This is a genomic window from Microbulbifer aggregans (assembly GCF_001750105.1).
Lineage (GTDB): Bacteria > Pseudomonadota > Gammaproteobacteria > Pseudomonadales > Cellvibrionaceae > Microbulbifer > Microbulbifer aggregans.
Map to the genome: position 1 here is coordinate 3,679,366 of NZ_CP014143.1, position 12,890 is coordinate 3,692,255.

Consider the following 12,890-nt stretch of genomic DNA (forward strand, 5'->3'; position numbering starts at 1 on the left):
CACGGAGTGAGAACCATGAAAAAAATAACCCTGGCCCTCGCGGTCGCCCTTGCCAGCGGCACCGCCAGCGCGGACACCATCCTCGGCTTTGACGCCAGCGCGGGCGTATGGATGCCGTCCTACACCGGCGGCATCGGCACCGACGGCTTCGATATCGAGGAGTTTGCACCGGCTGAGGACAACATCACTTTTATCCAGGCCGCCCTGGAACACCCGATTCCACTGGTCCCGAACATCCTGGTTGCCCACAGCAGCATCGAGACTGACGGCATGACCCAGCTGGGCGAGTTCGTGACCTTCGGTGACGAGACGTTCCTGATCGGCAGTGAAGTGAACGCCGATCTGGACCTGAGCCACACCGACGCCACCCTGTACTACGAGATCCTGGACAACTGGGTGAACCTGGATATCGGCCTCACCGCGCGCCAGTATGCTGGTGAACTGAATGTCTCCAGCGCACTGCAGGCCGAAACCGTGGAGCTTTCCGGCTACCTGCCGATGGCCTACGGCATGGCCCGCTTCGACCTGCCTTTCACCGGCTGGTCCATCGTGGCCCAGGGCAACGGCACCGGTTACAAAGGTGACACCATCACCGACTTCACCGCCAAGGTACGCTGGGACTTCGTGCCGGCGCTGGACTTCGCCATCGAGGCCGGCTACCGCAGCATGTCCCTGAACCTGCAGGAACTGGACGAGCTGGAAAGCGATCTGGAAATCAAGGGCCCCTACCTGGGTCTGAACCTGCACCTGTAAGTCTTCACCGGCTTGCGGTACAGACAAGAAAGGCGGCCACTGGCCGCCTTTTTCATTTGGAGTTCCGGTATCTGCCCAATAGTCGCCAGCAGTAAACTGCCGAGCACACAGTCAGGATAAGAACGAAAATATTAAGGGTTCGCCGCTGTTTAGAGCCCCCGAAGCCCAAATCGAAGGCAAGGTGCCTGAACGGGTATTTCGAAACCGGCGGCGCCGTCCATGGCGCCGACGGTTTCGAAAGTCTTCGCCAGAAACTCCGCCTTCGCATCACGCCTTTCAGGCTGGGCCACAGGGATACGACGTTTTGTTCAGCTACCAACCGTCACCACGCCCGACCTCACATCCCCGTTCTGCGCCCGCTGGCGCAGGACGTGATCCATCAATACCAGCGCCATCATCGCCTCTGCGATCGGTGTCGCACGGATACCTACACAGGGGTCATGGCGGCCCTTGGTCACCACCTCGATGGGATTGCCGTGGGTATCGATGCTCTTGCCGGGAATACGCAGGCTGGAGGTCGGCTTCAGGGCGATATGGGCGATCAGTTCCTGGCCGCTCGAAATACCACCCAGCACACCGCCGGCGTGATTGGAACGGAAGCCCTTCGGCGTGATTTCGTCGCGGTGCTCGGTGCCCTTCTGCTCAACACAGGCAAACCCGGCCCCGATCTCGACGCCTTTCACCGCATTGATGCTCATCAGCGCGTGCGCCAGATCCGCGTCCAGGCGATCGAATATCGGTTCGCCCAGTCCCGCAGGTACACCCAAGGCGTGGACAGAGATGCGCGCACCGATGGAGTTGCCCTCCTTGATCAGCGCCTGCATGTAGGCTTCCATCTCCGGCACCTTGTCGGCGTCCGGACAAAAGAACGGGTTCTGGTCCACCTGGTTCCAGTCCAGCTTTTCCACTTTGATCGGACCGAGCTGGGAAAGATAACCGCGCACTTCAACGCCCAACTGTTCACGCAGCCACTTCTTGGCGATAGCACCGGCGGCGACGCGCATGGCCGTTTCGCGAGCCGAAGAGCGGCCACCACCGCGGTAATCGCGGACACCGTACTTTTGCCAGTAGGTGTAATCGGCGTGCGCAGGCCGCACCTGCTCGGCAATATTGGAGTAGTCCTTGGAGCGCTGGTCGGTATTTTCGATCAGCAGACCAATCGGGGTTCCGGTAGTTTTACCTTCAAAAACACCGGACAGAATTTTCACCTCATCCGCCTCGCGGCGCTGGGTGGTGTAGCGGGAGGTGCCCGGCTTGCGGCGATCCAGGTCGAGCTGCAGATCCTCAGCGGAGATTTCCAACCCCGGCGGACAGCCATCGACGATACAGCCCAGTGCCGGACCGTGGCTCTCGCCAAAAGTGGTGACACAGAAGAGCTTGCCAAAGGTGTTGCCCGACATACGTGAAGGTCCCCGCCTGCTGCATTTTTATCGTAGGAAGCCGCGCATTATAGAGGATTCGCCGCCGGCGGTGCCGCGTGCCGGCGAAAAAGCACAGAACACTGCGCCCGGCCCGCCGGCGGAGAGAAGAATTACTCCTGAGCGAAGTGGCCTTGGTAGGCCAGCAGCTCTTCGCGGCTGATAACGAAAACCCCGTGGCCACCATCTTCGAACTCAGGCCACAGGAACGGTACTTCGGGGAATGCTTTTTCCAGCGCCTCCCAGCTATTGCCCACTTCGCAGACCAGGATCCCCTCCGGCTGCAGATAGTTGGCCGCCTCAAGGAGCAGCTGGCGAGTAAAGTCGAGTCCGTCATCGCCGGAGCCGAGGGCGATCTCCGGCTCCGCCTGATATTCCGCCGGCATCTCGGCGAGATCTCGTGCATCCACGTAGGGCGGATTACAGACGATCAGTTCGTAGCTGCACCCCTCAAGCCCGGCGAACATGTCGGATTGCACCGCGCGCACCCGCTCGTTGAGCTGATGGCGGTTGATATTGATCTGCGCCACTTCGATCGCGCCGGAGGAAATATCACTGAGGTCGACCCGCGCTTCCGGAAAAGCCTCCGCGCAGGCAATGCCGATACAGCCACTGCCGCAGCACAGGTCGAGGATCGCCAGCGGTTCCACAGCCAGCCACGGCTGGAACTCCTGACGGATCAGTTCGCCGATGGGCGATCGGGGCACCAGCACGCGACTGTCGACATAGAAAGTCATATCGCAGAAGTGGGCCTCATGGGTGAGGTAGGCCGCCGGCAGGCGCTCCTCGACCCGACGCTTCAGGATCGCCATCACCTCCCGGCGCTCATGCATGGTCAGGCGGGCCTGGAGCACCTCCGGCTTGCTGTCCACTGGCAGGTGCAGGGTATGCATGACCAGCAGCAGCGCCTCATCCCAGGCATTGTCGGTGCCGTGGCCAAACCAGAGGCCGGCCTCGTTGAAACGGCTGGCGCCCCAGCGTACAAAATCCAGCAGGGTGCACAGATCCCTGAGATCTTCCGGGCAGCCCGGTGCCGATTCACGATTTTCAGTCATTGGCTCTATCCTTGAAGAGCACGGGCCAGACGACCCGCGACGCCCCGTCGCGTGATCCGCTGACGGTGGCGCGAAGTAAAACAGTCCTGGAGCACCGGCACCAACGCGCCGGATCTTTACTCAAAGGTGACAAACGCTTAGGGTAGCGCACCCGCCCCACGGGCTGAGATAGTTGAAAGCAGGACCAGATGAAAGAACATTACGCGCGAATTATTGAAGCAATTGGCGAGGATCTGCAACGCCCGGGCCTGAAGGACACGCCCGAACGCGCCGCCAAGGCCATGGCCTACCTCACCCGAGGCTACGAGCAGACGGTGGAAGAGGTCGTCAATGAGGCACTCTTCCCCTCCGATTGCAGCGAGATGGTACTGGTCAAGGACATCGAACTCTACTCCCTGTGCGAACACCATATGCTGCCCTTTATCGGTAAGGCTCACGTAGCCTACATCCCCGACGGCAAGGTCCTGGGTCTTTCCAAGATCGCCCGCATCGTTGATATGTTCGCCCGCCGCCTGCAGATTCAGGAGCAGCTGACCGTGCAGGTCGCCGAGACCATCCAGCGGGTTACCGGTGCCGCTGGCGTGGGCGTCATCATCGAGGCGAAGCACATGTGCATGATGATGCGCGGCGTCGAAAAGCAGAACTCCGTGATGAAAACCTCTGCCATGCTGGGCTCCTTCCGCAGCCAGCAGGCCACGCGCACCGAGTTTCTCTCTCTGATCCGCTGAGGTCTAAGATTGGAAGCTGAGGCACATGGATGTGCCGGCAGGTCAGCCCCCTTTCATGGAGTGAAGACAATGCCCCACCTGGTTATCGAGTACGCCGAAAAACTCGAGGAAACGATTTCCATCCCCGCCCTGGTGAGCTCCGCGCAGGAAGCCATGAATCGCTCCGGGCTGTTCGCCCCCCACACCATCAAGACCCGCGCCATCCCTTACCGTCACTTTATTGCCGGCGAAAAAGGCGGGTGCTTTATCCATGCGGAAGTGCGGCTGTTCGAGGGGCGCAGTGATCGGGACCGGGAATCCCTCAGTTCCACCGTATTCAATGCCCTGTGCCAGTTTGCCGACGGCGTACCTGCAGTCACGGTCGAAGTTCGCGAGATGGACCCCAGCTGCTATTCGAAACGCGTGCCCTTCTGAACCGTCAGTCCTCCTGCCCACGGAGGAAGGGGGCGAACCATTGCGCGATTTCAACGGCCCCTTCTTCCATATGCAGGTGGTGTCCGCCATCCATTTCCCGCACGGCGATATTATCCCGCCCCGCCATCAGCGGCTTCATGCGCTCGATCATGTCCGGGATACCATCCCTCGCCAGTACCAGCCGCACGGGCATGGTGACGCGCTCCAGGAAAGCCCGAACCTGTGCATTGGTAAGCTTGGCGGTGGAAGTGGCCATCAGGCGCGGATCGCTGCTCCAGGTCAGGCTCTGGCCCAGGTCCCGGGTACCCCGCTGCACCAGCAACAGGGCAGCCTGGTCCGACAGGCGGAACATACCGTTCTTGCGCGCCTCCACCGCCGCATCCAGCGTAGCGAATTCGCGCGGTTTACGGTGCGCATAACGGGCACGCTGGGCAACTGCCCGAGCCAGGATTTCCGGCGCCTCCTCCGCTTTCGTCGGCGGCGGCACCAGCCCATCGATCAGGGCCAGGCGGCAGATGCGATCGGGAAATGCGCCGGCGGTCAGCATGGCTGAAACCGCGCCGCGGGAATGCGCCAGTATCGAGAAGCGTCGCCAACCCAGTGCATGGGTAATGCCGATCACATCCTCCACCTCTTCCCAGATGTTGTAGTTGGCATCGCCTGAACGATGATAGCTGCACCCATGCCCCGCCATATCGACGGCGACCAGATCGAGTCCATCCAGCATCGGCGCCAGGCGGGCAAAGCTGGCACAGTTATCCAGCCAACCGTGCAGGGCCAGCACCGGCTCCCCCCCTTCGCTACCATAGCGGCGGGCGGCGATGGTGCGGCCATCAAATTCCAGGGTGATTTCGCGGAAGATCTCGGACATGGCGCAACGGCTTCATAAAGTGAACCGCCATGCTGCCAGCGGCGCCTCTGGCTCGCAATGACCGGGCAGCTCAGCGAGGGTGGTCTAATTCGATGGAGAGAGAAGGGAGAAATGCCGTACTGCTACTGCGCGTGCTGCAGCCACTCCAGTTCGGCACAGTTGTTAGCCCAGACTTCGGCGCTGAGACAGGCCAGCGAGGAAGTCCCCATTGGATGCTGGTTGCTGCTGCCACACAGCCCGTTGACGAGGCTGCCCACCAGCGGCTGATGACTTACCAGTAGAATCGGGAAGTCCGCAACAGAAACGAGCGCCTCAAGGACTTCCGAGGGCGGCGTGTCCCCCACCAGAACGGGTTCCGTGCTGACAGGCAGGCCCAGCAGCTCTGCGGCGATGGCCGCAGTCTGCTGGGTGCGCACAAAGGGACTCGCCCAGATAGCGCGCACCTCAGCAAGCTCCGTCGCGCGGGCGCGGCACACGGCAGCCACCTGCTCTCGGCCGTGCTCGGTGAGTTCGCGGGAGGCATCGTCACCGAGAAGCGGTTCCGCTTCGCCGTGGCGCAAAATCATCAATTTCACGATCACCTCCCGCAGGGCTATCAACCCTTGTCGCTTTCGCCGGACTCGTCTTTGCCGGCCCCACTCTTGCCGCTGCTTTTGCTGCCTTTCGCGGTGTCGCTTTCTTTCTCGACGTCCTCGGCGGCTTTTTCTACCTCTTCGGCGTCGAGCTCGACCGGAACATAAGCACCGGCACCCTTGGCCTCCTTGCTCTCGTTCTTGGACGCTTCCGCATCAGCAACCACTTCCCCCTCTACTTCTTCTGCACTCTCATACCCGGAGAGATCCTCGACTTCCGACTCCGGCCACTCTGAGAACGGAAATGGCTTCTCCTCGGAGTTGTAGATCAAAAACTGCAGCGTCTGATACACGTAAGAAGCTACCTGGTCCCCCAGCCGGCGCAGGTTGTCATTGGCACTGCCAGTAAACAGAGCAAACAGGAACTGCAGTACCACCACCGCCAACATGACGACACCGGCAATCTCCAGCAGAATGAGAAACAGCACCATGTAGAGCAGACGCATCCACTGATTGCCGGAGGAAATGTTTTTCTTGAGTTCTTCGTTATCCATGTGCGATCACCATCAAGATTTGGCCGAGTAGGCCACGTCAAAAGTTTGCGCGCCAGACATCAAATCCCTGATCACCTCGGGAATCGGGCGCTCTTCAAATAATATGGCGTGAATTGCCGAAACCAAGGGCATGTATACCCCGAGTTCGTCCGCCTTGCGCTTGATCAGCCGTACTGTGTTCACCCCTTCGGCGACCTGACCGATTTCTGCGACAGCCTGTTCCAGCGGCATGCCCTTACCCACCAGATAACCGACGCGGTAATTACGGCTCAGATCCGAAGAACAGGTGAGGATCAGGTCGCCGACGCCGGCGAGACCGATAAAGGTCATGGGATCCGCTCCCATGGCCTCGGCAAAGCGCATCATTTCCGCCAGCGCGCGAGTGATCAGCAAGCTGGTGGTGTTGCCACCGCGCCCCAGCGCCTTCGCCATTCCGGTCACGATGGCGTAGATATTTTTCAGCGCTCCGGCCAGTTCCACACCAAACACATCGTTGCTGGAATAGACGCGGAAAGTCTCGGAGTGCAGAACACCCTGAATGGTCTTGCACAGTTCCTCGTGCTCGCTGGCAATCACCGTTGCGGTGTAATGCCCCTCGACAATTTCTTTCGCAAAATTCGGGCCACTCAACACCCCCACCCGCATACCGCTGGTCTCTTCCAGCAGAATGTCGCTCATCAGGTGGAAGCTGTCGTGCTCGATGCCCTTGGTGGTGGAAATCAGCATGGTGCCCGGCGCCAGCATTGGCGCAACAGTCTTGACCACCTGGCGGAAGGATTTGCTGGGAATGGCCACAAAGACAATTGCACAGCCGCTGACCGCCTGGGCCAGGTCACTGGTGATATTGAGCTCCGGGTGCAGGGGCACACCGGGCAGGTAGTAGGTATTTTCCCGCAGCTGGCGGCAGCTGGCGGCCTTTTCCGGATCGCGCATCCACTGGCGGGTGTCATGTCCGTTGCCGGCAACGATATTGGCGATGGCGGTGCCGAAGCTGCCGCCGCCCAGTACGGCAATGGAAACGGGCGATGAAGTTTCCGTCTGTGTCATAAAAGCCCAGGTCAAGTCAGAGGGAATTTGTCATTGTTGGGCGGATTATAGAGGGACGGACGGGGCAGCCCAATGAACAGGCGAAAAAAGTGCGAAGTTCGCTCACTTCACAACCAGTAAACGCCGTTTTCCGCACATTTCGCGTGATTTTTCGTCGCCTGAAGAAAAACAGCCTGTATCGGAAACAAAAAAGGGCGGCACTGGGCCGCCCTTCCGTTCCACGGCTACGACTTAGCCGTTCAGCTCCAGTAGCAGGGTGTTCAGACGTCGCACATAGTCCGCCGGATCGGCGAGCTGGTTGCCCGCCGCCAGGTTGGCCTGGTCCATCAGGATGTTGGTGAGGTCCGCAAAGCGGTCCTCATCCTGCTCCTGGTCCAGTCGCTGCACCAGCGGGTGAGACGGGTTGACCTCAAAGATCGGCTTGGCTTCCGGCAGCGCCTGACCGGCCTGCTCCAGAATGCGGCGCATCTGCGGGCCCATATCCTGCTCACTGACCACCAGACATGCGGGAGAATCCACCAGACGGGTGGTGGCACGCACATCCTCGACGCGATTCTGCAGCACTTCCTTGACCCGCTCTACCAGCGCGCCGGCCTGCTCCTCGACCTTCTCGCGCTCGGCCTTGTCTTCCTCGCTCTCCGCTTCACCCAGATCCAGGGCGCCCTTGGCCACATCCTGGAACGGCTTGCCGTCGAACTCGTGCATATGGCCTACGAACCACTCATCGATCTGGTCGGTGAGCAACAGTACCTCGATGCCTTTCTTGCGGAACACTTCCAGATAGGGGCTGGATTTGGCAGTGGCAAAGTTGTCGGCGCAGACGTAGTAGATGTACTTCTGCCCTTCCTGCATGCGGCCTACGTAGTCCTCGAGGGACTGGTCCTGCTTCGGCTCGTCGGTGTGGGTAGAAGAGAAGCGCAGCAGCTTGGCAATCTTCTCCTTGTTGGCGAAGTCTTCTGCCGGCCCCTCTTTCATTACGTTGCCAAACAGATCCCAGAACTTCTGGTACTGATCCGCGTCTTTGCCCGCCAGTTTGCCCAGCATATCCAGCACGCGTTTGGTCAACGCGCTCTTTATGGCGTCGGTATTGCGGTCTTTTTGCAGGATCTCACGGGAGACGTTCAGCGGCAGATCGTTGGAGTCCAGTACGCCTTTGACGAAGCGCAGGTACAGCGGCAGGAACTGCTCGGCGTCGTCCATGATGAAGGTACGCTGCACATACAGCTTCAGGCCGCGGGCGGCATCGCGCTGGTAAAGGTCGAACGGCGCACGGCCGGGGATGTACAGCAGACTGGTGTAATCCAGCTTGCCCTCGACACGGTTGTGGCTCCAGGTGAGCGGATCGTCGAAGTCGTGGGAAATGTGCTTGTAGAACTCCTTGTACTCCTCGGACTTGATGTCGCTGCGGGAGCGGGTCCACAGGGCCTGGGCAGCGTTGACTGCCTCGAATTCCGGCGCCTTGTCTTCTTTCTCCTCACCCTCTGCCGCCGGAGCTTCTTCCTTCAGCATCTCCACCGGCAGTGCGATATGGTCGGAGTACTTCTTGATGATGGAGCGCAGACGCCAGCCGTCGGCGAACTCTTTCGCGTCGTCTTTCAGGTGCAGTACCACGCGGGTACCACGCTGGGGCCACTCGACATTCTCAATGGTGTACTCAGCTTCACCACTGCACTCCCAGTGCACGCCCTGGTCGGCGTCGGCGCCAGCGCGGCGGGTAAATACCTCAACCCGGTCGGCGACGATAAATGCAGAGTAGAAGCCGACCCCGAACTGGCCGATCAGGTGTGCATCCTTCTTCTGGTCGCCGGTCAGGTTCTGCATAAAGTTCGCAGTGCCGGAACGGGCGATGGTACCCAGGTTCTCGATCACCTCATCGCGGCTCATACCGATGCCATTGTCGGTGATGCTGATGCTGCCCTCGTCCTTATCAAACTCGATACGGATGCGCAGGTCCGGGTCTTCTTCCAGCAACTCGGGCTTGGAGAGCGCCTCGAAGCGCAGCTTGTCAGCGGCGTCGGAGGCGTTGGATACCAGCTCGCGCAGGAAGATCTCCTTGTTGGAGTAGAGCGAGTGGATCATCAGGTGCAGCAGCTGCTTGGCTTCCGTCTGGAAACCGTGGCTCTCTTTGTGGGCCTCAACGGTCATAATTTGGTCTCCCCGTACACTTCATTCGGAACAGGGAGCAGATATAGGGGCCGCAGGCGGGGTTTCAAGGGGTATCCAAGCCTGCCCGCCCCTCAGGGGGCACACATGGGCCCGCACACTCCTCCCGGGGGCGGCGAGATGCCGGGCGGAGGAATGCGAAACCGCATGAATACATCCCTGTAGCTCTGTCGATGCCGTCCCTGGCATCGGCAGTTTCGAATTTCTCCACCCGACACCTCCCCTTCCGCTTTCACTTCAGTGGTCACGCACCACGAGCGAAACGTTTCGATAAGCAAAATTAGGGAAAGCGACAAACTCGGATGCTAAGGAGAGATACCCGGTGCACACTTGCGAAACCGTCCGCACCATGGACGGTGCGGACGGAGCTACAGGGAGGTTCATGCGTTTTCGAAAGTGTGCACCGGGCGCCTCACCGCCACTGACGGTGTCCTGAGGCTGGGAAGTCCCGGATCGAGAGGAACCACTAGAAGAAAAGCGCAAGCCTGAGAAACCGCGCAGCGACTCAATAAGAAGACCGGCTGTCGGTGGCGGAACTTATTTATTGGCCATCGCCGTGGCCAGCTTGCCATTGCCGGTGATATCGATCACGAAGTTGGCAGTCAGATCGGCGATCACGCGGGATTCCGCATTCATCAGGATGGCGATGCCCACCTTCTGCTTCTCGGAGTAGGCGACGGCAGCACGGAAACCCGCGACCCAGCCACCGTGGTAGATGATGCGGTCATCACCCATGGTGTAGAGCCGCCAGCCGAGACCGTAACCAGCATGGGACAGATGGTCACGCCAGATCCGGTGACGCATATGGCGCTGGGTGGACACACGCTCGGTGGTGATGTCCTGGATCACTTCGGGCGACAGTACCTTCGGGTAGTAACCCATCTGCGCTTTCAGCCACTGCGCCATATCGGAAATACTGGCGTTCACACCGGCAGCCGGCGCGGCGAAGTAGTATTCCCGCTCCACTTTGACGGCTCGCCAGCCACGCCCGGTCTGCACGTGGGGGGCAGCGCGGTTGTCCGACGCCATGAAGCTTTCCCAACCCAGGGAGGCATCGCCCATCTTCAGCGGTGTAAAGAAGCGCTCCTTCAGCTGGCGCTCATAGCTCACCCCAGTTGCCTTGAGAATGACATCCTCAATCAGGCTGAACAGCACATTCTGGTAGCCGTAACACTTGCCCGGCTTGCAGCGGGGATCGATATTCGCGAACTTGGGCAGGATTTTGCTGAGCGGCTTATCGTCTTCCAGGTAGTTGTCGTAGGCATTGGGAGTCAGGCCCGAGGAATGACTGAGCAGGTGCTCCACCTTCAGCTCGCGCGACAATGAGGGCGTCTTGAAACGGAGATCGGGAACGTAATTGACAACCCGGTCACGCCAGTCGAATTTCTCCTCGTGGGCGAGCACCGCGGCCATGCTGCCGGCAAAGGTCTTGGACACCGAAGCCAGGCGAAACACGGTGTGCGAGTCCACCTTGCCCTTCTTGCCCCTGACCCGGACCCCGTAGGTATCCATGGCCACCACCTGGTCACCATCGACTATCACGTAGGCGCCGCCCGGAATCTCCTTTTCCTTCATCAACTGGCGGAAATAGCGATCGAACTGCTTGGCCTTCGCCTGCACATCCGCCGCCCGTACGGGCGTCCAGACACAGAAAAGCGCCAGCAAAAGGGTGCAATACCGGGCGCCTCTCTGGCGTCCGCTCGCGATTAGGGTAAGAAAAGTTAAAGTCTTCATGCCGTACTTCGCGCCGCCGCGGCAACACACTGTGTTGTACTAAGACTAGCAGGCCGCCGAATAATTCTCCCGCAACCCGCAGCGTCACAGCTGACCATTGTAAGTGCAAAATCACGCCAGCGCACGGCCGCTGCGCGACCGGACGCCCTGTCGCCGAACGCAAAAGTCAGGCATAAAAAAACCGCCTTGCGGCGGTTTCTGCTGATTGCGGGGGACTAAGCCCCCCGCCACCGTTGCGACCAGGCAGTCGCAGACAGCTTACAGCTTCTCGGAGTGCTCGCTCAGGTAAGCAGCAACGCCTTCCGGGGAAGCGTTCATGCCCTTGTCACCTTCCTGCCAGCCAGCCGGGCAAACTTCGCCGTGCTCCTGGTGGAACGCCAGCGCGTCAACCATGCGCAGCATCTCGTCAACGTTACGGCCCAGCGGCAGGTCGTTAACAACCTGGTGACGTACAACGCCTTCTTCGTCGATGAGGAAGGAACCACGGAAAGCAACACCACCCTCGGACTCTACGTCGTAGGCCTGGCAGATTTCGTGCTTCACGTCGGCAACCAGAGAGTACTTAACCGGACCGATGCCGCCCTCGTTCACCGGGGTGTTACGCCAGGCGTTGTGAGAGAACTGGGAGTCGATGGATACACCGATCACCTCAACGCCACGCTTCTTGAACTCTTCAAAACGGTGGTCAAAAGCGATCAGCTCGGACGGGCACACAAAGGTGAAGTCCAGCGGGTAGAAGAAAATAACCGCTTTCTTGCCTTTGATGGCTTCTTTCAGGTTGAAGTTTTCAACGATCTCGCCGTTGCCCAGTACCGCTGCAGCGGTGAAGTCCGGAGCCGGCTTACCTACCAGAACTGCCATGAGAACCTCCTCGTTCCAATGATGGTTAGTCAAACAGATGCCATAGCGATCAATTTATATACAATCGCTATGAACAAAATCAGGTGCAATAGTGGTCCGCTATGATACACACGCGGTCTGGCGAGTCCCATTAAATTTTTATATCGGACTTATAGCGCCGGATCATCGTTATCTGCCAGCGCTTGCCGCCCTATTTAACACAATTCTTCCCGGGTGGCCGCCTCGGCAGCCCGGCCCCGATTCCTCAGTGCCTTTCCACCCCATCGCAAACCACAGCATTCGTGACCTGCAGGTCGATATTTGCCCGCCTAGACTGAAAAATATACGCACTGAATCTTGTTGACAATCATTCTCAATTTCAATACGATCTATACAAGTCATTTATCAGGCAATTCAGCGCCAAGGTTTAGAAGAGATGTACGTCTGTATCTGTAAAGGCATTACCGACCGCCAGATCAAGGAAGCTGTCTACGACGGCACTACCTCAGTACGTGCCCTGCGCCGTCAGCTGGGTGTCTCCTCTCAGTGTGGTCGCTGTGCCGAGCTGACTCAGGAAATCATCGACGAGACCATGGGTGCCGGCGTCATGACCGCAGCCAACAACGGCCTCTTCTATTCCGCGTCCTGATTCCGCACCCGGTGCCGGGCTCCCCGGCGCCAAGCCTCTACCGCCAGCCCAACACTTCCTTCATCTTCCCGACGCCGCCGGCACGCAAAGCC

13 protein-coding genes are annotated in these 12,890 nt (G+C 59.6%); 4 read left to right on the plus strand and 9 right to left on the minus strand.

The genetic code is table 11. The annotated features are described in order from the left end of the window. Positions 1-15 precede the first annotated feature (15 nt). The gene (locus AUP74_RS16135) at positions 16-753 is read left to right on the plus strand and encodes a TIGR04219 family outer membrane beta-barrel protein (RefSeq protein ID WP_069948457.1); all 738 of its coding nucleotides are present in this window, start codon (positions 16-18) and stop codon (positions 751-753) included. A gap of 308 nt (positions 754-1,061) precedes the next feature. Here AUP74_RS16135 and aroC read toward each other — a convergent pair whose 3' ends face one another. Together aroC and prmB are read right to left on the minus strand one after the other, a co-directional pair. Continuing rightward, positions 1,062-2,153 carry a chorismate synthase gene (aroC, locus tag AUP74_RS16140; protein WP_069948458.1) on the minus strand — a complete coding sequence of 364 codons (1,092 nt, stop codon included), beginning with the start codon at positions 2,151-2,153 and terminating at the stop codon, positions 1,062-1,064. Between the two features lie 131 nt (positions 2,154-2,284). Next, positions 2,285-3,226, minus strand: a complete 942-nt coding sequence (gene prmB, locus AUP74_RS16145) for a 50S ribosomal protein L3 N(5)-glutamine methyltransferase (RefSeq protein ID WP_069948459.1) — start codon at positions 3,224-3,226, stop codon at positions 2,285-2,287. Positions 3,227-3,414: 188 nt separating this feature from the next. Between prmB and folE the strand changes: the two genes are divergently transcribed. Together folE and AUP74_RS16155 are read left to right on the plus strand one after the other, a co-directional pair. Then, entirely contained in the window at positions 3,415-3,954 is a 540-nt protein-coding gene (folE, locus tag AUP74_RS16150) for a GTP cyclohydrolase I FolE (protein WP_069948460.1), read from the plus strand. A gap of 69 nt (positions 3,955-4,023) precedes the next feature. After that, positions 4,024-4,368, plus strand: coding sequence for a 5-carboxymethyl-2-hydroxymuconate Delta-isomerase (locus AUP74_RS16155; protein ID WP_069948461.1), 345 nt, complete (start codon positions 4,024-4,026; stop codon positions 4,366-4,368). A gap of 4 nt (positions 4,369-4,372) precedes the next feature. Here the strand turns inward: AUP74_RS16155 and AUP74_RS16160 are convergent, their stop codons facing one another. The 7 genes from AUP74_RS16160 to AUP74_RS16190 form a co-directional block, all read right to left on the minus strand. Further along, positions 4,373-5,239, minus strand: a complete 867-nt coding sequence (locus AUP74_RS16160) for an alpha/beta fold hydrolase (RefSeq protein ID WP_069948462.1) — start codon at positions 5,237-5,239, stop codon at positions 4,373-4,375. A 122-nt stretch (positions 5,240-5,361) separates the two neighbouring features. Next, the gene (locus AUP74_RS16165) at positions 5,362-5,805 is read right to left on the minus strand and encodes a SixA phosphatase family protein (protein WP_226999951.1); all 444 of its coding nucleotides are present in this window, start codon (positions 5,803-5,805) and stop codon (positions 5,362-5,364) included. Positions 5,806-5,834: 29 nt separating this feature from the next. Then, a complete protein-coding gene (locus AUP74_RS16170; RefSeq protein WP_069948463.1) occupies positions 5,835-6,365 on the minus strand; it encodes a DUF4389 domain-containing protein in 531 nt (176 codons plus the stop codon). Positions 6,366-6,377: 12 nt separating this feature from the next. Further along, entirely contained in the window at positions 6,378-7,412 is a 1,035-nt protein-coding gene (locus tag AUP74_RS16175; protein WP_069948464.1) for an NAD(P)H-dependent glycerol-3-phosphate dehydrogenase, read from the minus strand. Positions 7,413-7,643: 231 nt separating this feature from the next. Continuing rightward, positions 7,644-9,557, minus strand: a complete 1,914-nt coding sequence (gene htpG / locus AUP74_RS16180) for a molecular chaperone HtpG (protein WP_069948465.1) — start codon at positions 9,555-9,557, stop codon at positions 7,644-7,646. 555 nt (positions 9,558-10,112) lie between these two features. Then, positions 10,113-11,309: a serine hydrolase domain-containing protein gene (locus AUP74_RS16185; protein ID WP_083261061.1), complete on the minus strand. Its 1,197-nt coding sequence runs from the start codon at positions 11,307-11,309 to the stop codon at positions 10,113-10,115. Positions 11,310-11,567: 258 nt separating this feature from the next. Continuing rightward, positions 11,568-12,170, minus strand: a complete 603-nt coding sequence (locus tag AUP74_RS16190) for a peroxiredoxin (RefSeq protein ID WP_069948466.1) — start codon at positions 12,168-12,170, stop codon at positions 11,568-11,570. Positions 12,171-12,585: 415 nt separating this feature from the next. Between AUP74_RS16190 and AUP74_RS16195 the strand changes: the two genes are divergently transcribed. Beyond that, the gene (locus AUP74_RS16195; protein WP_069948467.1) at positions 12,586-12,798 is read left to right on the plus strand and encodes a bacterioferritin-associated ferredoxin; all 213 of its coding nucleotides are present in this window, start codon (positions 12,586-12,588) and stop codon (positions 12,796-12,798) included. Positions 12,799-12,890 lie beyond the last annotated feature (92 nt).

Bases quoted from the DNA above. Each gene is read 5' to 3' on its own strand.
- AUP74_RS16135 (WP_069948457.1), top strand. From the start codon at position 16: ATGAAAAAAATAACCCTGGCCCTCGCGGTCGCCCTTGCCAGCGGCACC.
- aroC (WP_069948458.1), bottom strand. From the start codon at position 2,153: ATGTCGGGCAACACCTTTGGCAAGCTCTTCTGTGTCACCACTTTTGGC.
- prmB (WP_069948459.1), bottom strand. From the start codon at position 3,226: ATGACTGAAAATCGTGAATCGGCACCGGGCTGCCCGGAAGATCTCAGG.
- folE (WP_069948460.1), top strand. From the start codon at position 3,415: ATGAAAGAACATTACGCGCGAATTATTGAAGCAATTGGCGAGGATCTG.
- AUP74_RS16155 (WP_069948461.1), top strand. From the start codon at position 4,024: ATGCCCCACCTGGTTATCGAGTACGCCGAAAAACTCGAGGAAACGATT.
- AUP74_RS16160 (WP_069948462.1), bottom strand. From the start codon at position 5,239: ATGTCCGAGATCTTCCGCGAAATCACCCTGGAATTTGATGGCCGCACC.
- AUP74_RS16165 (WP_226999951.1), bottom strand. From the start codon at position 5,805: ATGATTTTGCGCCACGGCGAAGCGGAACCGCTTCTCGGTGACGATGCC.
- AUP74_RS16170 (WP_069948463.1), bottom strand. From the start codon at position 6,365: ATGGATAACGAAGAACTCAAGAAAAACATTTCCTCCGGCAATCAGTGG.
- AUP74_RS16175 (WP_069948464.1), bottom strand. From the start codon at position 7,412: ATGACACAGACGGAAACTTCATCGCCCGTTTCCATTGCCGTACTGGGC.
- htpG (WP_069948465.1), bottom strand. From the start codon at position 9,557: ATGACCGTTGAGGCCCACAAAGAGAGCCACGGTTTCCAGACGGAAGCC.
- AUP74_RS16185 (WP_083261061.1), bottom strand. From the start codon at position 11,309: ATGAAGACTTTAACTTTTCTTACCCTAATCGCGAGCGGACGCCAGAGA.
- AUP74_RS16190 (WP_069948466.1), bottom strand. From the start codon at position 12,170: ATGGCAGTTCTGGTAGGTAAGCCGGCTCCGGACTTCACCGCTGCAGCG.
- AUP74_RS16195 (WP_069948467.1), top strand. From the start codon at position 12,586: ATGTACGTCTGTATCTGTAAAGGCATTACCGACCGCCAGATCAAGGAA.